The organism is Pectobacterium sp. 1950-15 (genome assembly GCF_037136835.1).
Lineage (GTDB): Bacteria > Pseudomonadota > Gammaproteobacteria > Enterobacterales > Enterobacteriaceae > Pectobacterium.
Window position 1 is genome coordinate 93,668 of record NZ_JBBBQR010000002.1, and the last position, 24,672, is coordinate 118,339.

The following is a 24,672-nucleotide window of genomic DNA, read 5'->3' on the forward strand; positions in this document are numbered from 1 at the left end:
TCTCCTCAAATTACCTGCCAACCTTCATCACCGGCTGAAATAAATCGGTGATTCCGGTAAGAAAAGCTCAGTCAACAGTAACGGAAAACCGGAGACACACAGGCGGGAACGCCGCGCCCATAAGCCTTCACAGCATCCGGTATGGATATAGTCACGCGTCAGCGATTTTTGCTCAAATAGATAACGCCCCAACGGCTGATTACCGATTTTCGTCAGGGCTGAATCCGTTCCGTCGAGCGTCTGTTGTGGAACAATGGTGCGACCAAACAGCCAGGGACGTTCGTCGCCGTACAACACCACTTCACGCAGCCAGTAGCGCCCACTATACGGCAGCTGTTCGCATTCTTCGCCCAGCGCCTGTGGCGTAATGAACCTTTCACTGCACAGCGTGGTCTTCAGTTGGACACAATATTTTTCAAGTCGCCGCGTCATGGAGCCGGTTTCCATCAGCCAGTCACCAATGTGCTCAGGTAATACCGAAGGGGGCTCAGTAAACCAGGAAATAGAGCGCAGAAGCGTAGACGCATCGTCAGACATTATCCCTACTCCAAACAGGGTTACTTCGTAGATAAAAGTATTCGCAAATAACGCATTCGTAAATAAAGTAACGCCCCTATTGTAGCGCAGAATGCTTCCCCGATAACACGCTATAAACGCATTCATCAACGATACGGCAACATTTCAGCAATGCGGCGGGATGCGTGACATCCATAACGATGCCGCTTTACTCACTCATCAGACAATCCGGCGGGAAATCGGCAAACGCAAAACGCTTACCTCAATAATTCATTGAATTGATTAAACAGAAATGAGGCACATAAAAAAAGCACCACCCGGTATCGTGACCGGATAGTGCTCTTGGAAGGACAGAAAGACGCGCTTCTGTAACCTGACTCCCTGTCACCGGAAAGTCGCTTCCGGTGACAATGGCGTCACATTACATCATGCCGCCCATACCACCCATGCCACCCATGCCGCCAGCAGCACCTAAGTCAGGCGCATCGCTTTTCGGCAAGTCGGTTACCATACATTCTGTGGTGATCATCAGACCCGCAACAGAAGCCGCGTATTGCAGCGCAGAACGGGTTACCTTGGTTGGATCCAGGATACCGAAGTCGATCATGTTGCCGTATTCTTCCGTTGCCGCGTTGTAACCGTAGTTACCTTCGCCCGCTTTAACGGTGTTGGCAACTACTGATGGCTCTTCACCGGCGTTGGAAACGATCTGACGCAGTGGCGCTTCCATCGCGCGCAGCGCAACTTTGATACCCACGTTCTGATCTTCGTTCTGAGCAGTCAGAGAAGCCAGTTTGGCTGCAACGCGAACCAGCGCCACACCACCACCAGCAACCACGCCTTCTTCTACCGCAGCGCGAGTCGCAGCCAGAGCATCTTCAACGCGTGCTTTCTTCTCTTTCATTTCAACTTCAGTTGCTGCGCCAACTTTGATAACGGCTACGCCGCCAGCCAGTTTAGCCACACGCTCTTGCAGTTTTTCGCGATCGTAATCTGAGGTTGCTTCTTCAACCTGCTGACGGATCTGAGCAACACGGCCCTGGATCGCAGCTTCTTCACCCGTACCATCGATGATGGTGGTGGTGTCTTTGTTGATCACAACGCGTTTTGCCTGACCCAGATCTTCCAACGTCGCTTTTTCCAGCTCCAGACCGATCTCTTCAGAGATAACGGTACCGCCAGTCAGCGTCGCGATATCTTGCAGCATCGCTTTACGACGGTCGCCGAAGCCCGGTGCTTTCACCGCAGCGACTTTCACGATGCCACGCATGGTGTTAACCACCAGCGTTGCCAGTGCTTCGCCTTCAACATCTTCAGCAACGATAACCAGCGGTTTGCCGGCTTTCGCTACGGCTTCCAGAACTGGCAGCATTTCGCGGATGTTAGAGATTTTTTTATCAGCCAGCAGGATGAACGGGCTTTCCAGTTCTACAGCACCCGTTTCCGGCTTGTTGATGAAGTACGGGGACAGGTAGCCACGGTCGAACTGCATACCTTCAACCACGTCCAGCTCATCTTGCAGACCGGTACCTTCTTCAACGGTGATAACACCTTCTTTACCGACTTTGTCCATGGCTTCGGCAATCATTTTGCCTACGGTTTCGTCGGAGTTAGCAGAGATGGTACCAACCTGAGCAATCGCTTTAGAGTCAGAGCACGGTACAGACAGTGCTTTCAGTTCTTCAACAGCGGCGATAACGGCTTTATCGATACCGCGCTTCAGATCCATCGGGTTCATGCCCGCTGCAACAGCTTTCAGGCCTTCAGTGATAATAGCCTGCGCCAATACGGTTGCGGTCGTGGTGCCGTCGCCTGCTGCGTCATTCGCTTTAGAGGCAACTTCTTTCACCATCTGCGCGCCCATGTTCTCGAACTTGTCTTCCAGCTCGATTTCACGCGCAACAGATACGCCGTCTTTAGTAATGGTCGGTGCACCGAAGGATTTATCCAACACAACATTACGGCCTTTCGGGCCCAGGGTAACCTTCACTGCATCAGCCAGTACATTTACGCCGCGCAGCATTTTTACGCGAGCGTCATTACCGAATTTTACGTCTTTAGCTGCCATGGTGTATTTCCCTTAAATTCGTTCAGTTCAGATGATTACGCGCAATTACGCTTCAACAATTGCCAGAATGTCGCTTTCAGACATGATCAACACTTCTTCGTTATCGATCTTCTCTGCCTTCACGCCATAGCCATCATTGAAAATAACGATGTCGCCAACTTTCACATCCAGCGGCTTCACTTCGCCATTTTCCAGGATACGTCCGTGACCTACGGCCAGAACTTCACCGCGGGTAGATTTACCAGCAGCGGAACCAGTCAGTACGATACCGCCAGCAGATTTTGACTCGACTTCTTTGCGCTTGACGATCACGCGGTCATGCAATGGACGAATATTCATTGATAGCTCTCCTTTGAGAAAGTCCATATCGGTTTAGGATAAACGCCGACGATGTTTTGCTTATGCTTTTCATCATTGGCCTTGTGGTGTTCTAAGTGGGGACGTTTCACCGCCCTTCAAGGGAGAAAATTCATTTTTTTTGCGTTAGGCGGCCACTTGTCGCAGACAGCAGATAAAAAATAAGGATTATCAATATGATAATCCTTATCTGTTTTTCAGTTCATCGTGACGTTAACGGTCGTTACGATCGTCCCGATGTTCAATATTTGCGCTCCCGCCATCCTTGCGCTGGTATTCACCCTCAAAGGTGTTACCCCCAGAAGACGACGACGCGCCGGAGCCGGAACGCCAGATATGCAGGTGAGGCATCAGTTTGAGCGTCAGGCTTTTTTGCACCGGTGGCAGCAGCAGCAGCAGCCCCAGAAAGTCAGTCAGGAAACCCGGAATCAGGAGCAGGAAGCCCGCCAGCACCAGTGACACGCTTTTTACCATTTCAGCCGCCGGGCTTTCACCTGCTGCCATTTTCTGCTGCATCTGCACCAGCGTCTTCATCCCCTGATTGCGCACCAGCGAGACCCCCACGCAGGACGTGAAGACCACCAGCAGCAGGGTCATGGCGACGCCCAGCACCTCAGCCACCTGAATAAACAGCGATATCTCGATGTAAGCCAAAAGAAAAATAAGTAATAACGGTAACCAGCGCACCCGGTTCTCCTGTGTGTTTTACGCGTACTGTTTTAATAAAAACGTGTGTGAATAATAACGTGTTAAGCCCATCGCGATTGAAAACCCAGCACGCGTTACTGCCCATCGACTTTTACTACCAATGGATTAGGTAAAATGCGCACTCTGCTCCGCGATCCGGCACATCGTGATTGACTTAAATGGGGACGGCTTTGCGCATTTTCAATGCCGTCGCCTCACGAATAGTGTTCTAAAATAGTGACTCGTGACTACAGTCACAGTTCATTTACCGTAGTGGTAGAGAACGCCAGTATAGTGATCTAAACACCTGTTTTTCGCTTTCATAACGACATATCCTCACGGCAATGGATACTTGGTTGGTCAAACATCCCGAGACTATTGCCGAGATAAGACGGTTTATCCAGGGTCACACTGTTTGCCTGAGAGAGCACGTTTTCTGAGATAACAGTTTCCCACGATAACGCCGCCCGACACACCAGCCCACAGCGTCTAGTTGCATCACTAGTCGCACAACAGGATAGGCACTCTCATGTCAGAAAACATCCGTATTGAAGAAGACCTGTTAGGCACCCGAGAAGTTCCCGCAGACGCGTATTATGGCGTTCATACGCTGCGCGCCGTCGAAAATTTCTATATCAGCAACAATAAAATCAGCGACATTCCCGAGTTCGTACGCGGCATGGTCATGGTGAAGAAAGCTGCGGCGTTGGCGAACAGGGAACTGCAAACTATCCCGAAAAAAATCGCCGACATCATCATCCGTGCCTGCGATGAAGTGCTGAATAACGGAAAATGCATGGATCAGTTTCCGGTCGATGTCTATCAGGGGGGCGCTGGCACGTCGGTCAATATGAATACCAACGAAGTATTAGCCAATATTGGTCTGGAACTGATGGGCCACCAGAAAGGCGAATACCAGTATCTGAACCCCAACGATCATCTGAATAAATGCCAGTCCACGAATGATGCCTACCCCACCGGATTTCGTATCGCGGTCTACGCGTCCGTCCTGAAGCTGACCGAGGCGATAGCGAAGTTGAGCGATGGTTTCGAGCGCAAAGCCAAAGAATTTGAAGACGTGCTGAAGATGGGGCGTACTCAGTTGCAGGATGCCGTACCGATGACGCTCGGCCAGGAGTTTCATGCGTTTAACGTGCTGTTGCAGGAAGAAATCAAAAACCTGCTGCGCACGGCAGAGCTGCTGCTTGAAGTCAATCTGGGGGCTACCGCCATCGGTACACGTCTGAATACGCCGGACGGCTACCAGCAACTGGCGGTACAGCGGCTGGCGGAAGTCAGCGGTCTGGCGTGTGTGCCAGCAGAAGATTTGATCGAAGCGACGTCAGACTGCGGCGCCTATGTCATGGTACACAGCTCGCTGAAGCGGCTGGCCGTGAAGCTGTCGAAGATCTGTAACGACCTGCGTCTGCTCTCTTCCGGTCCACGCGCTGGCCTGAATGAAATCAACCTACCGGAACTACAGGCAGGTTCCTCAATCATGCCCGCCAAGGTTAACCCGGTCGTACCGGAAGTCGTCAATCAGGTGTGCTTCAAGGTCATCGGTAACGATACCTGCGTCACCATGGCATCGGAAGCGGGGCAATTGCAGTTAAACGTGATGGAGCCGGTCATCGGTCAGGCGATGTTTGAATCGACCCACATTCTGACCAACGCCTGCTACAACCTGCTGGAGAAATGCGTCAACGGCATCACCGCCAATAAGAGCGTGTGCGAGGCCTATGTCTTCAACTCCATCGGGATTGTGACGTACCTGAACCCGTTCATCGGCCACCATAACGGCGATATCGTCGGCAGAATCTGCGCGGAAACGGGGAAAAGCGTGCGCGAAGTCGTACTGGAGCGCGGCCTACTGACGGAAGCCGAGCTGGATGACATTTTCTCCATCCAGAACCTGATGCATCCGGCGTACAAAGCCAAACGCTACACCGATGAAAACGAGCTTCCCTAACACCGACATCTAATACCCACAGGCACGTCCGTTCACGAAGAACAGCGTGCCTTTATTTTTTGCCGTCTACGGCCATAAGAATAAGTTATGTACTCTAAATAATTCGAGTTGCGTGAAGGCGGCAACCGCATGAATCCCCAGGAGCTTACACAAGTAAGTGACTGGGGTGAGTAAGGACAAATCGGCCTAGCCGATTTGAACGCCGCTTGCGGCGGCCCTTCAGGGCGAGACTCAGTGATGAGTCGAGTATTGCCAACGCACAAGCAGCTTGAAGTATGACGAGTAGATTGAATTTTTTATTAATTAAGGAGCATAGTCATGCTTGGTCTTGAGTTACTGATCGTTCTGCTCGCCATCTATTTGGGGGCACGACTGGGAGGCATCGGCATTGGTTTCGCCGGTGGCCTGGGAGTGCTTGTACTTACGCTAGGGTTCCAGATAAAGCCCGGCGTAATCCCTTTTGATGTCATTGAAATCATCATGGCCGTTATCGCCGCCATCGCCGCCATGCAGGTGGCGGGCGGAATGGATTATCTGGTCAGTCTGGCGGAGAAACTGCTGCGTAAACACCCGAAATACGTCACCTTTCTCGCGCCGCTGGTCACCTACTTCATGACGATTCTGGCTGGAACCGGGCACACCGCGTTTTCCACCCTGCCGGTTATCGCCGAAGTCGCCAAAGAGCAGGGGATTCGCCCTTCTCGTCCGCTCTCTATCGCCGTTGTCGCCTCGCAAATCGCGATTACCGCGTCGCCAATCTCTGCGGCAGTGGTGTTTGTCGCCGGTATTCTTGAGCCGCACGGGGTCAGCTATCTGCTGCTGTTAGGCATCTGTATTCCAACCACGCTCGCCGCGATCCTGCTGACGGCGATTGTGACCAACTTCTTGGGTAAAGAGCTGAAAGACGATCCGATTTATCAGGAACGTCTGAAAAAAGGTGAAACCACGCTGCGCGGTAATAGCCAGCATGAGATCAAACCGGGCGCCAAACTTTCCGTGATGCTGTTTCTGATCGGCATCGTCGCTGTCGTGCTGTATGCCACGGCGATCAGCGGCACGGTTGGGCTGATTCAAAACCCCGTTCTGCCACGCAACGAAGCGATTGTGGTCTTCATGCTGACTATCGCCACGCTGATTTGCATCACCTGCAAAATCGACACCGCGCGTATCCTCTCTGCCAGCACGTTTAAGTCCGGCATGAGCGCCTGTATCTGCGTGATGGGCGTGGCGTGGCTCGGCGATACCTTTGTTAAAGCGCACATTTCCGATATTCAGGACACCGCAGGCGCGCTGCTGCAAAGCTACCCGTGGATGCTGGCCGTCGTGCTGTTCTTCGCCGCGACGCTGCTTTACTCGCAGGCGGCAACAGCGAAAGCACTGATGCCAGCGGCGTTACTGCTGGGCGTCTCTCCGGTCACGGCCGTGGCGTCTTTCGCTGCCGTTTCCGCCCTGTTCGTTCTGCCGACCTACCCCACTCTGCTGGCAGCGGTGGAGATGGACGACACGGGCTCAACGCGCATCGGCAAATTTGTGTTTAACCACTCCTTCCTGATTCCCGGCGTGATGGCGATTACGTTGTCGGTGATATTTGGCTTTATCCTCGGCAGCATCCTAATCTAAAGGTTGCCTTTCAGACAGCCCCTCGCGGATCGACCTGACACGTCGATCCGCCTCATTCCCTTCAAACAATAAAGCAAGGTATAGTGTGGCTCTGGTTGTCTGGAATTTGTTCATCTGACACGGAGGATGTGATGTCTGACCGCCCGCTTTGCGATGCTGTCGTCATATTATGTACCGCACCTGACGACGCCTGCGCGCAACGGCTTGCCGAATCGCTGTTGGAAACGCGGCTCGCTGCCTGCGTCACCCTGCTGCCCGGCGCACGTTCGCTCTACTACTGGGAAGGCAAGCTCGAACAGCAATCAGAAATACAAATGCTGATAAAAAGCGATACCTCACATCAGCAAGCCCTGCTGACTCACCTGAAACAACAACACCCTTACGATACGCCGGAGCTGTTAGTCCTGCCGGTATCCGGGGGCGATAGCGATTATCTGACATGGCTCAACGCATCTTTACGCTGATTTTCCTGTTATGGACGGCTTTCGGCTCCCCCAGTGTGGCCGCCTCTTCTTTCGGCCAGAAACTGTTTGGCAACAGCACGACGTCACGCTTTCTGCCGGTCGATGGGGCTTTCGCCTTTGAGTTTCAGCAACAAAACAACCAGCTCAATCTGCACTGGGATATCCACCCCGATTACTACCTGTACCGCGCGCAAATCAAGATCGAAGGAAACGGCGCCACACTTGGCAAGGTGGAGCTGCCACAGGGTGAAAGCCATAACGACGAGTTCTTCGGTCAGGTCTTTATCCTGCGGGATCGGCTGGCGCTTGCGGTTCCCATTGAACGGGCCGAGAGCGGCGCGACGGTTAAAGTGACCTATCAAGGCTGCGCCGATGCGGGTTTCTGCTATCCGCCGGAAACACGTGTCGTTCCTCTCAGTCAGGTGCTGGCTAACACAGGCATAGATGCAGCGCCCAATACGCTATCAGGCAAGGCAACACCATTAGACCAAACGGCATCACCGCAGACCACGCCGATGCCGTTCTCGCCGTGGTGGGCGCTGTTGATTGGTATCGGTGTCGCTTTTACTCCCTGCGTTCTGCCAATGTACCCGCTGATTGCCAGTCTGGTGCTGGGCAGAAAAGAACAGCTGACGCCGCGCAGAACGCTACTGCTGTCGATGACCTATGTTCAGGGTATGGCGCTGACCTACACGCTGCTTGGATTGGTTGTCGCTGCGGCTGGATTACGCTTTCAGGCCGCGCTCCAGCATCCCTATATTTTGATTGGCCTGTCGGTGATGTTTGTCGCGCTGGCGCTCTCTATGTTTGGTCTGTATACGCTCCAACTCCCGTCATCGGTACAAACCCGACTGACAGAGTGGAGCAACCGTCAGCAAAGCGGTTCCCTCACCGGCGTATTCTGCATGGGCGCGCTGGCGGGGCTGATTTGCTCCCCTTGCACTACCGCCCCGCTCAGCGCCATCCTGCTTTATATCGCCCAGAGCGGCAACCTGCTGGCAGGCGGTGGCACACTTTATCTCTACGCGCTTGGCATGGGCTTACCGCTCATTCTGGTCACGCTGTTCGGCAACAAACTGCTGCCACGTAGCGGCCCGTGGATGCAGTACGTTAAGGAAGCATTTGGCTTCATTATTCTGGCGCTGCCCGTCTTCCTGCTGGAACGTATTCTCGGCGAAGTTTGGGGAATGCGGTTGTGGAGCGCGCTGGGTATCGCCTTCTTCGGCTGGGCACTCATGCTGACGCTGCGCAGCAGCAAAGGCTGGATGCGAGGCGTGCAGTTACTGCTGCTGGCAGGCGTGGTGATCAGCGCCAAACCGCTGCAAGACTGGGTATTTCCCCCTGCTGGCGTGGCGCAAACCCACACCTCAGCACTAAGCTTTGCCCCTGTCGCCAATATTGCTGCTCTCAACAGCGCGCTGGCAAAGAGTTCTCAGCCTGTTATGCTCGATCTTTACGCTGACTGGTGCGTGGCCTGCAAAGAGTTCGAGAAATACACGTTCAGCGACCCGGCGGTGCAAAACCATCTGTCGCGCATCACGCTGCTACAGGCGGACGTCACCGCGAACCGCGAAGAACAGAACGCGCTGCTGAAAAAGCTACAGGTTTTAGGGCTGCCGACCATCGTATTTTTTGACGCTCAGGGGAAAGAGATCCCCGGCTCGCGCGTCACCGGTTTTATGAACGCTGAACAATTTCAGGCACATTTGCAGAAGTTCAGCCCATAAACGACACTTTCAATTCGCTTGTTGTGCTTCTGGAGGAGACCTAATGCAACGGGAAGACGTTCTTGAACATGCGCTTACTCTGCTGGAGCAGCACGGATTCGCGATGACAACGCTGGATATGCTGGCGGAGAGACTGGGAGTTCCGGTAGAGGAACTGACGCCCTTCTGGCCGGATCGGGAGGCGCTGCTGTACGACGGCCTCCGTCACCATAGCCAGCAGGTCGATACCTGGCGGCGTCAACTTCTCTTAGACGACGAGAAAAGTATCGAGCAGAAGCTACTGGCACGCTATCAGGTGCTGCACGAGTCAGTGAATAAACAGCGCTATCCAGGCTGCTTGTTTATTGCGGCGTGCAGCTTTTTCCCTGATATCAATCATCCCATCCACCAGATTGCGGAACAGCAGAAGCTAGCCTCTTATCAGTACACCCGCGATTTACTGGAAGAGCTGGAAACCGACGATCCTGAAATGGTGGCACAGCAGATGGAATTGATTCTGGAAGGCTGCCTGAGCAACCTGCTGGTCAAGCATCAGGCCGCCAGCATCGCCACAGCTCAACGGCTGGCAGAGGATGTCTTACGCTTTGCTTTGTGCCGCAAAAACGGCGCACTCACCTGATTTCAGACACGGAATGCGGTAAAGCCCGCATTTTGGCTGAAAAGTCGGCAGTCAGTAGGGTTTTCCATGCTTTCGTTGATAAACCCGTTGACGCCACGCGGCCAATACGGTTTAATGCGCCCCGTTGCCCGGATAGCTCAGTCGGTAGAGCAGAGGATTGAAAATCCTCGTGTCCTTGGTTCGATTCCGAGTCCGGGCACCACTAATTCTTAACCCTCGCCTTTGGCGGGGGTTTTTCGTTTCTGGCGTGTGGACTCTCCCTTTCAGGGCCAGCGCGACAAGCGCGCTGTTCAACGCCTCCGGCGTTTGTCCAAGTCTGACAGCAGGCATTTGTTCTTCCCCAGCGATCGCGAACCACGTAAGCCAATGCATGAGAACACCATGAAACTGGCGCATGGCTGCGATGCGATCAGCGTATTATTTTCGGGGGATGAGACTTGATGAGCGTAAACAGGTTGAATCTTCAATGAGCTCGCCAACATGATAGCGCCGCAAAATTTGCACCAGCGCCTCTAGCACCGCTTGCCTCTGCTGCTGAATAAAAAAGTGCCCACCGTCAAATAACAGAACCGTCGCAGGGTCGGTAAACAACGTCTGCCACTGTGGCAACTCCATCACTGGAACATTCTGATCCTGGCGCCCTCCCATTACCGTAACGGGTAGTGATAATGGCGTGGCAGAGGACAAGTGGTAATCCTCTACCAAGCGGAAATCAGCCCGTAACATAGGCAAAACCAACGCCATCAGTTCCTGATGAGCCAGCAATTCCGGCGGCGTCCCCCCATACCCTCGCAGCCGCTGGATAAATGCGGCGTCGGAAAGCGATGACATCGGCGATATGTCACGAATCAGATGCAGTGGCCGGCAGCCTGAAGCAATAAAATGAAGAGGCAAACGCTGCCCGTGTTCCTGTAACGCCTGCATTAATGACATACCCAAACGGCACCCCAAGCTGTGACCGAATAGCAACCAAGGTTTATCGAGCGGAATATGCTGACGCAACGCCTCAACGACCTCAGCTATCCGCAGGCAAGGCGCTTCACGCAGGCGCGTGCTACGTCCCGGTAGTTGGGCAGCGCAAAGTTCAACCCACGAAGGTAATCCGTTGGCAAAGGGTTGATAATGGCTGGCGCTCCCTCCTGCGAATGGCAGGCAAATTAATCGCACAGCTGCCGCTGGACGCGGCAGTAATGTGTGAAACCACGGTGACATTATTTCTCCTGTTAACGATGTCGGCGGCGCTGCAACGCCTCACGGCGTTTTCTGATACGCGCATCAGCCTCCGCCATCAGATCTTGTTGCGGAACCTGTTCGCCAAGCCAAGCAGCCAACGCAGCAATCGTGGGATACTGAAACAACGCGACTACTGGAATATCACGCTGCAACGCGGCCTCTAACTGATTTTTTACCTGTAATAGCAATAGAGAGTGGCCGCCAATATCAAAAAAGTTGTCTCTAACGCCAGGGTCTTCGATCTTCAATACGCTAGCCCACACCGTAGCTAGCTGCTGTTCCAATTCACTGGAAGGTGCAACGTAACCCTGGCTTCTTCCCGACGCTATCGCCGCTCGAGGGTCAGGCAATTGACGGCGATCCAGTTTACCGTTCGGCGTCATCGGCAGGCGATCGATCGCAACCCAAGCCGCTGGTAACATATAGCTTGGTAAACGAGCCTGTAAATGTTGGCGCAATGCCTCTATTTCCGGCACAGGTTGTGCGGCAACATAATAAGCGGCAATACGTTTCTCATCTTGTGCATCACTAAAAACCGTAATTGCAACATCCTGAATAGCAGGATGGCTTAACAGTACCGCACCAATCTCACCAGGCTCTACCCGCATACCGCGGATTTTCACCTGATCGTCGCGGCGCCCCATGAGGCAAACAACGCCATCATGGCGCACATGCCCTACATCCCCAGTAAAGTAACAAATATCATCCGGTTGCTCGGAAAACGGGTTGTGGATAAAGGCAGGAGCCTGTCGCCCACCTTGTAGATAGCCCAACGACGGAAAGCGAGTACGGATCACTATTTCGCCCGGCTCGCCGATACCACACTGTTGGCGCTGCGCGTTAAGCACCAAAATCTGGCTGGCACTTATCGCCTGTCCCACCGGTAATGCTTGCGGTAAGCGGCCTACCGCAGGTACACGATAGAAACTTTTCGCCAATGTCGTTTCCGTCGGGCCATAGAGATTGATGATCTCCGCCTCCGCGCTGACCAGGGCTTGCCATTGGCGTACCAGGTTAGCCGGAAGTAACTCACCAGCAAAAAACAGCCGTCGGAGATCCGGCAGCGCAGCAATCTGGTCAATCGTCAGCAGCCAGGATTTCACGATAGTCGGCACGGTGTGAAAACTGGTAATGCGCTGACGTCGGAACCAAGGGAACAACGTCCCCGCAGAAAGATCTTCCTCAACAGGCGGCAAACAGAGCGTTGCACCGCTGATAAGCGGTGTCAGAATATCGCGCAGCACCACGTCGAAACTGAGTGCGGTCAGTTGTGCACAGCGATCGTTTGGACCGATGGCAAAAGTGTCTCGTTGCCATTGTAAGAAGTGAGCCAGCGCCTGTTGCTGACCGATAATTCCCTTCGGCGTACCGGTTGTGCCGGAGGTAAAAAACAGATAACACGCCGCCAATGGGTCAACGGTTGGAGAAATAACCTCAGCATGCTGAGTAGCCAACGCGTCGATCGGCGTCACCTGCCGCCAACGACGATCGTCGCAAATATCAGTAATGGCTGCATCAGGGGACACAACAAACAACAACTGCTGCGGCTTCGCCTCGTTGAGTATTGCCTGACGACGAGGCAGCGACAGATTTTTGTCCAATAACAGCATCACGCCGCCCACCTGCATGACTGCCAACATCGCTGCAATCAGACCAAAGCTGCGCGAACCGTGGATGGCAATCACCTCACCGGGTTGTATGCCTGTTGTACGCAACTGTGCGGCATAGTACGCGGCGGTTTCTGCCAGCTCCTGATAACGCCACAGCCGCTCTCCCTGCTCAATCGCGGTCAGCGTCGCAAACCGTCGGGCACTGTCGGCAAATAGCGCCGGAACGGTGGTGATTGCAGTAGATGACAGCGGCGCCTGAGGGTTAGGTAAAAACTGCCGTGCGGCAACGGTCAATAACGAATAGTGTTGCAACGGTTGCTCAGCATCATCAGCAACCTGTTCCAGCAGTGTAATGAACTGCTCCGCCAATGCGCGTATCTGTCCACGCCCATAGCGCGCTTGCGGCCAGACCCATTCCAGCACCAACTCACCTTCACGTTCTTGCGCATAGAGGGTCAGCGCAAATTTCGCCTGCGGTTGCGTCAACGTCAGCTCACGTACCGTGATGCCATCAAGCTGCTTATCCCCCTGCGGCGCATTGAGCATATTGAGCATCACGTCGAAGATAGGGTTTTGATTCAGGCGTCGTTCTGGACGCAGAAGTTCGGTCAATCGCTCAAAGGGCATTTCCTGGTGATCCCAGGCATCAAGGCAAACCTGCCGTACCTGCATCAGCAACGAGCTGAACGTTGCCTCATCGACCACCTTCAGGCGCAGGGGTAACGGATTAATAAAGCAGCCCAACAACGGCTCTGTTTCCGGCAACGTGCGACCGGCAACGGGGGCACCAATGACCAGATCCTGCTGTGTCGTAACACGACTCAGCAGTAATCCAAAAGCACTTAGCAACAGCATAAATAGGCTGGCATTATGTTGCTGGCAGCAATTATGCAAACGACGCACTGTGCCGGAATCCAACGATAGGATCAGGCTATCGCCTTGCGATCCCACACTTTCGTCCTCAGGAAAATCGGCAGGTAGTTGCAATAGTGGTAGATCGCCGCTCAGTTGCTTCAACCAATATTGCTCTAGTTGCTGCATCCGTTCGCCGCTCAGTTGCTCACGCTGCCAGGCAGCATAATCACTGTAATTAATCGCCAGTACAGGTAACGCCACCGTACGAGCAGACAGAACCTGACGGTAATATTGAACCAGTTCATCAATCATCACACCGACCGACCAGCCATCAGCGATAATGTGATGTAGCGTCAGGAGCAGCACATATCGCTGCTCCTCACAGTGCACCAAACTCACACGCAGTAACTCATTTTCCGCCAAGCGGAAAGGTCGATTCGCGGCGGCATCCACCAGCGCCTCAATTTGCGACTGTCGCTCAGCCGCCGAAAGCATACGCAAATCGTGATGCTCAACAGGCTGCGTCGCCACTGGCATCAGCGTCGGCGTGCCATCCTCGTCCGCGAAACGGGTGCGTAACACCGCGTGACGTGCGCGCAATTGGTTAAATGCCTGCTGCAACGCCACAGCATTTAATTCCCCTTCCAGTTGCAACGCGCTGAATAGGTTGTAGGCGCTGCTGTCCGGCATTAGTTGCTGCATAAACCAGATTTTTTGTTGCGCGAAGGAGAGCACCCGCGGAGCATTTTCCGGCTGCGGTTGGATGGTCAGTGCAGATGGAAGAGGTAAGCTCTCACCGAGCACAGCAGCCAGTGTCGCCACCGTAGGATTTTCAAACAGCGTACGTAATGCCAGATCCGGCGCAAAACGATGGCGCAGACGTGCCAAAACCTGGGTTGCCGACAGTGAATGTCCACCCAACTCGAAGAAATTGTCATCGACGCCGACCTGGCTGATACCAAGAACCTCAGCAAAGATCGCTGCGATCCCCGCTTCGACAGGCGTACGGGCGGTGGCCATTATTTCTGAAGTTGCCTCAGGCATTGGCAACGCCAGCAGCGCTTTTTTGTCAATTTTACCATTGGGCGTCAGCGGCAAAGCTGGCAGTAACAGAATTTGCGCAGGAACCATCCAACCGGGAAGCGATACCAGAAGATGCTGACGCAACGATGCTGGCGTCAGCACGGGATCATTCGCGACGACAAAGGCGACCAGTGAAGGCGTTTGCCCTTCTCTGGCGATTACCGTGGCAGCGGACACATGCTCATGCTGCATCAGGTGTTGAGTGATTTCCCCTAGTTCAATGCGGAACCCTCGGATTTTAACCTGATCATCCAGCCGTCCCAGATAAGCAATGCGACCATCAACCTGCCATTGAGCCAGATCCCCAGTGCGATAGATCTGCGCCTGTGGATCATCACTAAACGGGTCGGCAATAAATTTCTCGGCAGTGAGTTCCGGCCGCCCCAAATAGCCCAGCCCAACCCCTGCACCGCCAATCCAGAGTTCACCGGGCGTACCCACTGGACACAATGAAAGGTGGCTATTAAGGACATAAAGTTGGGTATTACTAATCGGTCGCCCAATCGGTGGATTATCCTCTTCAGGTGCAACGCGATGCCACGACACGACATCCGTACACTCAGTGGGACCATAGGAATTAATCAGCGCACACCCGCTGTGCTGCAACCAAGGTTGCAGGATATTCATCGCAATACTTTCTCCACCGAGCCACAGCTGTTGCAAACTAACAAGATGCGTCCACATTTCACGTTCTGTCACCAACGGATAGAAGGCACTTGGCGCACAGTTAATGCGTGTCACCTGATGCCGAGCTATCTCCTGCACAATTTGCTCGGCGTCATACTGCGTAACCGTAGAGAACACCACGCACCCGCCCTGTAATAGCGGAGACCAGAGATTTTTCTGCGTAAGGTCAAAAGACAGAGAACTTATAATTAGCGGCCGATCGTCTTCTCCGGCCTGAAGCTCGCCAACATACCAGTGCAGCAGGTTGTTCACGCCATGATGCGTCACCTGAGCCGCTTTCGGACGCCCCGTCGAACCAGAGGTGTAGATAACATATAACAGATGCCGATCGGCTGGGATTTGCGTAAATACAGGCGGCTGCGTCGGATAAACGCTTAGCGTCTGTCGTAAAGCAGGATCGTCCAGCGTTAATACCTGCACCCCTTGGGGTAAACTGGCGCCAAGCGTATCGACCACCGTACTGTGCGTCAGCAACCAGCTAGCGCCACTGTCCTCCAGCATGAAGCGTATCCGCTCTGTCGGATAATCTGGATCAATCGGTACATAGGCCGCCCCTGTCATCACAATAGCCAGCAATCCAATCATCACCTCACCGCTACGCGGCATCGCCAGGCTAACCAGCGAATCTGTACCAATGCCTTGCTCCCGCAGGAAATGTGCCAACTGGCTCGCCTGCTGACACAGTTGCAGATAACTCAATTGCCGATCGCCCCATTCCACCGCGACACGTTGTGGGGTTAATGCCGCCTGACGCAAGATTTGCTGGGGTAGCAGCGACGCTTCTGGCCAGTGATGAGGAGCGGGGTTGAACTGCTGAAGAAGATGCTGTTGTCCGGTATCAAGCATAGGCAACGCACCAAGCGCCATCTCTGGCTGACGTAACACGCTATTGATCAATTCACCAAAGCGCTGTGCGAGTTGGGCAATAGAGTCGGCCTCAAACAGCGTCGTATTGTAGTCAAACTGGCACTTCAATTCGCCCTGCTGCTCCACCACATTCAGCAACAGCTCAAAACGAGCGGGCGTAACCGGATGCGGCAGGCGGACAAAATGGCAATCACCAACCGGAGTCGGTTGCAGTAGATCGTTATCCATGCTGAACATAATTTGGAATAACGGCGTATGGCGGGTACTACGTTCAGGATTCAACGCCTCGACCAGTTGTTCAAACGGCACATCCTGATGCATTTGCGCATCAATATTGACCGCTTTCACCTGACGTAAAAAATGGCGGAATTCAAGATCGGGATCGCACTCGACGCGCAGTACCAGACTGTTAACAAAAAACCCCACCAGCGGCGCCAACACCGAATGAGAACGGTTAGCGACCGGTACACCCATCACAATGTCCTGGCTGCTACCATGGCGGGACAACAGCAAGGCAAAGGTGGCATGCAACAGCATAAATAGCGTGGCACCTTCCTCATTGGCTAGCTGTTGTAATGCCTGAGTCGTTTCTGCTGTCAACGAGAAACAATAACGTTCACCGCTGCTGCTCTGCTGCAACGGTCGCGGGTGACTGAGCGGCAGGCTATGTACTAACGGCAAATCCATCAGTTGCTGTCGCCACCATGCAAGCTGAGCCTGATAAGCAGGCCGCTGTACCCATTCACGCTGCCAGTGGGCGTAATCAACATAGTGAACAGGCAGTGCTGGTAGTGACGGGACTTCCCCAACCAGCAGCGTCTGATACAGCGTACGGAATTCCTCAATGAGTACGGCCATCGACCACCCATCTGCCGCGATGTGATGGACGGTAACCAACAGAGCGCCTTCATCTGCACTGGTGCGCAGAAAGGCCGCTCGCAGCAGCACGTCTTTAGATAGATCAAATGGTTGCCGTGCGTCACGTTCGGCGGCTTCCCGAATAGATTGCTGTTGCTGGCTTGCTGGAAGCAGACTGAGATCAACCTGATCTAACTGGAAGCTAAACGCAGCGCGAATCACCTGCCGAGCCTCATCATTCTCTACACAGAACACCGTTCTCAGTGGCTCATGGCGATCAATCAATAAGCGAAAAGCGTTTTCAGCCAACGTCGGTTGAAACTCGCCTTCGATACGTAGCAGCGCAGAAATATTATAGAGACTACTGTCAGCGATCAGTTGATCGAGCAACCATAGACGTTGTTGGGAAAAAGAGAGTGGGAAGCCTATATCTGGTACCAGAGAATCACGCGGCTGTGGCAACACTGGCGGAAGCAGTTCACCACCTCGTTTACTGGCTATCAGCGCAGCCTGCTCCGACAAGTGAGGCGATTCAAACAGGTCACGGATCGTCAGCTCCACTTGCATATGCTCACGAATTTCAGCCAATAAGCGCACAGCTAACAGCGAGTGGCCGCCCAGAGCAAAAAAGCTATCGCTGGCTCCGATTACCGTCGCCTCGACTGGCAGCAACGTAGCCCAAATCGTTGCCAACGTGCACTCATCGCGGCCTTGCGGGGCAATATAACTCTGGGTATCTCGCGTGAAATGAGGTTCAGGCAATGCCTTACGGTTGATTTTTCCATTAGCAGACAGCGGCATGACGTCCAGTGCAATCAGCAGTGCTGGCACCATATAATCGGGTAATTGCTTGTGCAACACCGCGCGCATCTCTGCGTCTCGATTCGTTGGCAATGCAGCGCTTGGATTGAGGCTATAGTAACCCAGCAGATGCTGTTCACCGTGCGCATCTTTACGCGCCACCACCACCGCCGCGCTGACAAACGGCAGTGATAACATCTGTTGTTCAATTTCCCCCAGTTCAATTCGCAAACCCCGAATTTTTACCTGATCATCAATACGCCCAAGGTACTCAATATTGCCATCCGGTTGGTAGCGCACTAAATCGCCAGTGCGGTACAACACACCATCTTGCTGAGTACAAAATGGATCGGGCAGGAAACGTTCAGCACTCAGGTCAGGTCGGTTTAGGTAGCCACGGGCAATACCAACGCCGCCAAGACAAAGTTCGCCCGCCAGCCCAGGCGGCAACAATTGCAGACGACGATTGACCACATAACACGTCGTGTTATCAATCGGTTTGCCAATAGGGATGGTGCGGTAGCGTCGCCCGGCTTCACCACACCACCAGGTCACGTCAATCGACGCTTCCGTCGGCCCATAAAGATTCCATAGCGCGACCTGCGGCAGGTAGGTCAACGTATCTTGCCAGGTTTCTACGGGTAAGGCTTCACCGCTACAAACGATGGTTTTCAGATCGGGAAGAGAATTTGTCGCCGTACTGTCAATAAAGAGCCGTAACATAGAAGGAACGAAATGCACCAGCGTGACGCGATGCTGCGCCATCACTTGATGCAGATATGCCGGATCCTTATGTCCACCAGGGCGAGCAAACACCAATCTCGCCCCCACTAATACTGCCCACAAGAGTTCCCACACCGAGACATCAAAACCAAACGGCGTTTTCTGTAGCAGGGTATCATCCGCGGTCAGCTTAAACGCTGACTGCATCCATGCAAGGCGATTCACCACACCGCGATGCTCCAGCATCACGCCTTTCGGATTCCCTGTCGACCCAGAGGTATAAATCACATAGGCCAGATGGCGTGAGGTTAGCTCCAGCGTCTCCATCGACATCGCTGCCGTTGACTGCTGCTTTATCTGAGTCAATGTATCGCTGTCGTCAAGCACCACCACATAAGCGGGCTGCTCAGCCAGCAGCAAACGCAAGCGTGGCGCCAGCGCCTTCGTCGTTAGCACCACCTCGGATTGCGCATCTGCCAGCATATAAGCCAATCGGGCATCAGGATATTCGCTATCCAAAGGCAGCCAGGCTCCCCCTGCTTTCAGTATGCCCAGAATGCCGATCAGCATGTCGCAGGAGCGCTCAATAAACATCCCCACCCGGCAGTCTGGTCCAACACCTTGTAAACGCAAGTAATGCGCCAATTGACTGGACTGCGAATCAAGCTGCTGATAACTCAATTTGTTATCATCGTCCTGTACCGCAATCGCCTGAGGTGTACGTCTCGCCTGCTGTTCGAACAGTACGTGTAACGTTTGCCGATCATCAAAGGCATTCTCGGTCGCATTCCAGCGTAATACCTGCGCGCGATCGACTTCACTGACCAACTCTAACTTATCCAGCGCCGTCGTTCCCGCCAGCAACTGTTGGTGAACGTGAATCAGACAGTCGATAAATTGTTGCGCAGCGGCAACCCCTTGTGGGTGAGAACACTTGGCATGCAGGGCACCGTCACTACGATAATAAAGATAAAACTGTAAGGCTCCGCCATCTTCACTGGTCCAACTGTTCACTAACTCCAGGCGACTGCTTTGCAATAGCGCCCGCGAATAGCCATGGAAGTTATAAATAAACCGCAGGCCGTTACTGGTCAGCCCTTGATGACGAGAGGTGAGTTGGGTCAGCGCTTCAAACCCTTTACGCTGACGCTGAAATTCACGGCCTTGTTGCAGTAGGTCGCCAAAATGCTGTGCCGAGCCAAATGGCAGCACGAAAGGCACCAAACTGGAAAAGTTACCTAATAACTGTGCCGATGTAGCACTGCGGTGATTGACGATCTCCTGAAGCGCAATTCCCTCGTCATAGCCATATAACTGCCCTGCAACCCAGGCGAACAGTGATTTAAAGTAGAACGGCTGGGTAATGCGCGCGGCACGGCAAACGGCCTCCAATCCCTCGCATGGAATCGGTACATCAATTAACGTAGTCGCTTCCTGTGGATGACGCTGACCGCTGTCTTCACCCGTTTGCGTTAATAAAGCCGCGTGCTGCTGCCAAAATGCCAGCGTATCCTGACAATCAAAACGCTGGCGCAGGCTATCAGTCAGTAACACAAACGGCTGCTGCCCTTCCGCTACCTCCGGTACTTCACCACACAGCGCTCGGGAAAAAAGGGCAATTGCCGCGCCATCAAACACCAGATGATGACTGCCAACCACCAGATGCTGTTCACCATTGTCCAACTCCAGCAGCAGTACGCGTACCAATTGCTGACTGAACTCCCAGGGATCGCGAATCCATCGTTGGGCGATGTCCGCTACTTGCGCCGCCATACAGTGCTGTTGACTAAAATGGATCCCTTGTTTCAGCGTCACGCCCAACGCCGTATTCACAGCACTGACCTGCGGCGCCAACGCCATCTCTAACGATGTCAGGACAAGCTTAAGCTCTGACAAACTGAGCTTATTTGCCAATTTCCAGTGGGCACCGATACCGTAATTCTGTTCACTGCCGACATTGATATCCAGCCAAATATCGGTCTGTATCGGGCTGAGTTGTTCCAGTTGTTCCATGCTCACCTGCCACAATTAAAAGGTTAAATTGGCTGCACTTACGGCAACTCACGCCCAGGTAACGGTTCGTCAATTTCGCTGGATTTACCGACATATTTCATTGCCAGCCAGCAGGCGACCAGTGCACAAAGCAATCCACATGCCCAGGTGAGCCTTCCTCCCCATGCTTGATATACGGCACCAAACACCAAGGGTCCGACAGTGCTGGCCACCAGCACCGTAGTGGAGACCATTCCAAGCACTGCACCAACGTCAAAGAAAGCCATCTTGCTGATAGTGGAAGGCACCACAATGTTTACCACTGCGGAACTGAGTCCCAAACCGACACAGCAGAGAAACAGAGCCAACCCGCTCGGGGCGATAATCAGCATCACAAAGCCCGGCACCACGACCAGACAAGCGAGAAACAGTGAGAGATTGCTGGTCAACCAACGTGCTCGGTTGGTGGCAATGGCCACCTGGATGAAAAAGAGTGACAGACCAAAGACGGCGACCAACATGGAAAGCTCGGTGGTGGTCCAGCCCACTGCGTGTACGGCCCACAGCGGTGCGATGGTCATCAGCAGCGAAAAACAGACCGCAATAAGCGCTTTAATCAACGCAAAATCGCGAATATTGGCATTGGCAAAAAAGAGTTTCAGCACATTGCGGTAGGGGTTTTTGGGACGAGCGGCCGTCAGATTGGTTGTCAGTTGACCGCGCAGCGTCCAGGCGATCACCAGCGGTACAAGACTCGACATGCAGGCAGAAAGCACGAGCAGTTCATGCAGCCCCTGCATAATGTGGAAGTGCCCTAGAAGCCCGGCGAGGCCAGGGCCCAGGATCAAACCGGCGGTCGATCCTAATCGTAATCGAGCGATCCCAGCGCTACGCTCTTTGTTATTGGTCAGTTGCGAAATAATGGATTCGAGAATCACCAGATTGGTGCTCATAAAACCAATCACCGCCCGTAACACAAACAACATCAATAACGATGAGGTAAATGCCAGCCCCCAGTAGCATAGCGCAATGGCGATCAGCGAGATCAGCAGCAATACCCCGCGTGGCATATGATCCGAAATTCGCCCAAGGATCGGCGACCCCAGCGCACCACAGATAAACTGAATCGAAACCAGCGCAGAAATGATCACCGCATTCGCGCCCATCTCAATCGCCAACAGAGGGATCACTGGCAGTAATATTCCAACCGCCACTGAATCCAGCATACAGGAAGTCATAATGCCAATATAAATCGCTTTGTTACTTGCTTTCATCGTATGTTCACCTGTCCTGACTCTTCCATATGCTGATGACAGGTTGAGCGACTGAAAACATCCAGTGGGGCTCCCTGACTCAGATCAATACGCTGTGCGTTGCGCTCAGCAACATAGCCGAGGCAACAAGATAAATAGGTCACGCCAGCCAGTGACCGGACGCGATTGCGGTGCTGATGACCATAAATATGCCGCGTGGCGCGCGCGCGACGCAGTTGCTGATCAAGCAGCGTCGTGCCCGCCACACGGCTGAAGTTAAATCCGCTGCCGCGGGTCACGCGGGTGACTGCCTCATCAGTCAGTGACGAGAGCATCAATTCACTACGAGGGAGAAAGTGGCTAAACGTGACCACTTCGCCGGCGGGACAAGCGGCAAGGTAGGGCTCATTGAGCTGTAAAAAATAACGTGCTGGACTGATGCCAAGGGAATCAGGCCAACGGATCAAATAGTTATCACACCAGTGGCTGACATGCTGCTCCTGCGTACAGGGGACATACAAACTTTCTACGCCCTCTTCTGGACGCATATACCAGGAAAACAGCGGCAGTATCGTCACTGTTTTCCCAAGAAAATTCAGCGTCTGTGGCTGGGTGCGTACGCCCAATTTCTGACACAGCGCCAGCAAATAATGAAACTTTGCCAGTGAATCCCCAGCCTCCTGACGCATCAACCACAAGTCATGATTACCCGGCACAAAAAACACCTGCGCAAAACGCTGTCGCAACATGCTGAGTGCATCGGCAAAGCGTGTAGCATCATGGGAAACGTCACCGGCCAGTAGCAGCACATCCTCACGATAGTCGTCACGCGAGAGCTGCATCAGCCAGGCTAGATTTTCCGCCTGATCGACATGAATATCGGAGAGCGCCAGGATCCGCATCGCACGCTTACCCGTTCACGGTCTTATGAGCACACTGTGCTTTTAGCGCCGCCAGCGGCTGCAATCCTGCAAGCACGGTTTCCATGCTAAGGCCAAAATCCACCAGACAAGCGATTTCATTTGCCCCTGCCTCCTGCAACTTATGCACCATGCGCGCGCACTTCTCGGGCGACCCCATTAACGAAGTCTGATTGAAGTGTTTTTCAAAAGCATAGGTCAGTAAGGCCTCACGATCGTTGTCAATGGCGCTCCGCACCGTTTGCTGACGATCTTTGTAAGGATTGAGGGTATCGTTCTGATTGATATAACCATTAAGGAAGTCACGTAGCGGTTCACGTACCTGATTTTTCACCACGTCATCTTGCTCACCAACAAACGTGTGAACCATCACCGACACAATGCCGCTTTCGGGATCGTAACCGTGCTTCACCCGTGCATCGCGATAAGCGGTGATATTCGTTTTCAACTCAACCAGCGTATGGTTAGTCAGGGAACAGAGCACATGCATCCCCAGTTCGCCCGCTTTTAGCCAGGTATCGGGGTTACCAGACGAGGTGAGAAACATCGGCAATTCTTTCTGAATGGGACGCGGCAGAATGTTTACCTCTACCGTATTGCCCGCAATATCCTGACGCTGTACCGACTCGCCACGCCACAGCTGGCGGATTAGAGCAATATTTTCCAACATGGTCGCGCGACGATTTTCATACGCTTCGGGATTGATTAAGAAATCCGCCGGATGCCAGCCTGTTGCACAAGAAATCGCGGCGCGCCCCTGTGATAAGTTGTCCACCAACGACCACTCCTCGGCTACACGCAGCGGGTTATGCAACGGCAATACCACACTGCCAGCACGCAGTTGAATGTTTTTGGTGATCATCGCCAGCGCAGCATTCAGCACTGAAGGATTAGGAAACAACCCGCCCACTGGCTGAAAGTGACGCTCAGGGGTAATCACAGCGCTAAATCCATGGGTGTCAGCAAAACGGGCGCATTCCAGTAGCAAATCATACTTATGATCACTCTCAGTCCCGCCATCGCCCGAAAAGAAGATCAGCGAGAAATTCATTCCCTTCTCACTCGCTGTTTGCGGCGTGTCTGTGGTTGTGACACCGCGTTCGGCTTTGATCTTCTGCAAGAGCAGCGCGCGCTGCTCGGGGGTCAGACTACTTAACTTATCCTGAATATCGCTCATCATGCACTCTCGTCTGTCTGTGGGGTGTCGGAAGTTGGGGTAACTTTCCCCTGCTGACGCTGTTTCTGCCGCTCATAACGCCTCCTCAGTACCCAGGCGTCGTTGGTGCGAAACAGGTAATCCCATAACGTGATATAGAAAGAGAAGTTGCACTTCACATTATGGTGGTGGCAAAGATGGAACTTACCGATAGGAATGAAGCGGGTAATGTTGCCAGTGATGTTCGGATTGTGATCTAACACATTACGTGAAAGAAACACCTCATAGATGTAGTGGAATGCCAGCAGGATGCCACCATAAACAGGTTCAAAAATCGTTAGAATAATCAACGGAATGGTAAAGGTGATATACACATCCATTGATGATTTCCAGTCACCAAACCAGAAGAAATAGTCATGCCACGGTGGTAGTTGGCTCTCGCCATAGTCGTAGGCATGGTGTTTGAGATGGAAATAGCGAATAAAATTGTACTTAAAATTGGCGTGTGCAATAACGTGCATGGTGTAGGACCACAGGGTCCAGAGTAGAAAATAGACCACCAGCTTGAGTACAAAAATCATAACCGTCTCCTGACTAACCATGGGTG

15 protein-coding genes and 1 tRNA gene are annotated in these 24,672 nt (G+C 53.3%); 6 read left to right on the forward strand and 10 right to left on the reverse strand.

Annotation, left to right across the window (positions count from 1 at the left end):
• Positions 1-27: 27 nt before the first annotated feature.
• From ubiC to WCT94_RS02550, 4 genes are all read right to left on the reverse strand, one after another.
• On the reverse strand, positions 28-537 hold the full coding sequence (ubiC, locus tag WCT94_RS02535; protein WP_336867753.1) for a chorismate lyase: 510 nt from the start codon (positions 535-537) through the stop codon (positions 28-30).
• Positions 538-937: 400 nt separating this feature from the next.
• A complete protein-coding gene (groL, locus tag WCT94_RS02540) occupies positions 938-2,584 on the reverse strand; it encodes a chaperonin GroEL (RefSeq protein ID WP_012773217.1) in 1,647 nt (548 codons plus the stop codon).
• A gap of 45 nt (positions 2,585-2,629) precedes the next feature.
• A complete protein-coding gene (locus WCT94_RS02545; RefSeq protein ID WP_005971295.1) occupies positions 2,630-2,923 on the reverse strand; it encodes a co-chaperone GroES in 294 nt (97 codons plus the stop codon).
• 231 nt (positions 2,924-3,154) lie between these two features.
• Positions 3,155-3,628, reverse strand: coding sequence for an FxsA family protein (locus tag WCT94_RS02550; protein WP_336867755.1), 474 nt, complete (start codon positions 3,626-3,628; stop codon positions 3,155-3,157).
• Between the two features lie 529 nt (positions 3,629-4,157).
• Here WCT94_RS02550 and aspA point away from each other — a divergent pair.
• The 6 genes from aspA (at position 4,158) to WCT94_RS02580 (ending at position 10,229) form a co-directional block, all read left to right on the forward strand.
• Entirely contained in the window at positions 4,158-5,597 is a 1,440-nt protein-coding gene (aspA, locus tag WCT94_RS02555; protein ID WP_180784676.1) for an aspartate ammonia-lyase, read from the forward strand.
• 318 nt (positions 5,598-5,915) lie between these two features.
• Positions 5,916-7,217 carry an anaerobic C4-dicarboxylate transporter gene (locus WCT94_RS02560; protein WP_010286407.1) on the forward strand — a complete coding sequence of 434 codons (1,302 nt, stop codon included), beginning with the start codon at positions 5,916-5,918 and terminating at the stop codon, positions 7,215-7,217.
• A 131-nt stretch (positions 7,218-7,348) separates the two neighbouring features.
• The gene (gene cutA / locus WCT94_RS02565; RefSeq protein ID WP_336867757.1) at positions 7,349-7,681 is read left to right on the forward strand and encodes a divalent cation tolerance protein CutA; all 333 of its coding nucleotides are present in this window, start codon (positions 7,349-7,351) and stop codon (positions 7,679-7,681) included.
• Entirely contained in the window at positions 7,657-9,408 is a 1,752-nt protein-coding gene (locus WCT94_RS02570; protein ID WP_336867759.1) for a protein-disulfide reductase DsbD, read from the forward strand. Before cutA ends, WCT94_RS02570 begins: the two co-directional genes overlap by 25 nt.
• 43 nt (positions 9,409-9,451) lie before the next feature.
• A complete protein-coding gene (locus WCT94_RS02575; RefSeq protein ID WP_014914059.1) occupies positions 9,452-10,027 on the forward strand; it encodes a transcriptional regulator in 576 nt (191 codons plus the stop codon).
• A gap of 126 nt (positions 10,028-10,153) precedes the next feature.
• Positions 10,154-10,229: transfer RNA gene (locus tag WCT94_RS02580), tRNA-Phe, on the forward strand.
• 215 nt (positions 10,230-10,444) lie between these two features.
• On the opposite strand, the gene WCT94_RS02585 is transcribed toward WCT94_RS02580, so the two are convergent.
• Genes WCT94_RS02585 through WCT94_RS02610 form a run of 6 tightly spaced genes read right to left on the reverse strand, consistent with a single transcriptional unit; the run spans position 10,445 to position 24,646 of the window.
• The gene (locus WCT94_RS02585) at positions 10,445-11,239 is read right to left on the reverse strand and encodes a thioesterase II family protein (protein ID WP_336867761.1); all 795 of its coding nucleotides are present in this window, start codon (positions 11,237-11,239) and stop codon (positions 10,445-10,447) included.
• Between the two features lie 11 nt (positions 11,240-11,250).
• Positions 11,251-20,757, reverse strand: a complete 9,507-nt coding sequence (locus tag WCT94_RS02590; RefSeq protein WP_336867763.1) for a non-ribosomal peptide synthetase — start codon at positions 20,755-20,757, stop codon at positions 11,251-11,253.
• A gap of 38 nt (positions 20,758-20,795) precedes the next feature.
• Positions 20,796-22,010 (reverse strand): MFS transporter, encoded by a 1,215-nt coding sequence (locus WCT94_RS02595; RefSeq protein WP_336867765.1) that lies wholly within the window; start codon positions 22,008-22,010, stop codon positions 20,796-20,798.
• Complete coding sequence (locus WCT94_RS02600; RefSeq protein WP_336867767.1) at positions 22,007-22,891, reverse strand: metallophosphoesterase family protein; 885 nt, start codon at positions 22,889-22,891, stop codon at positions 22,007-22,009. The genes WCT94_RS02595 and WCT94_RS02600 overlap by 4 nt, the downstream gene beginning before the upstream one ends.
• A 7-nt stretch (positions 22,892-22,898) precedes the next feature.
• The gene (locus tag WCT94_RS02605; protein ID WP_336867769.1) at positions 22,899-24,089 is read right to left on the reverse strand and encodes a MupA/Atu3671 family FMN-dependent luciferase-like monooxygenase; all 1,191 of its coding nucleotides are present in this window, start codon (positions 24,087-24,089) and stop codon (positions 22,899-22,901) included.
• Complete coding sequence (locus WCT94_RS02610; RefSeq protein ID WP_336867771.1) at positions 24,086-24,646, reverse strand: sterol desaturase family protein; 561 nt, start codon at positions 24,644-24,646, stop codon at positions 24,086-24,088. The genes WCT94_RS02605 and WCT94_RS02610 overlap by 4 nt, the downstream gene beginning before the upstream one ends.
• Between the last annotated feature and the right edge of the window lie 26 nt (positions 24,647-24,672).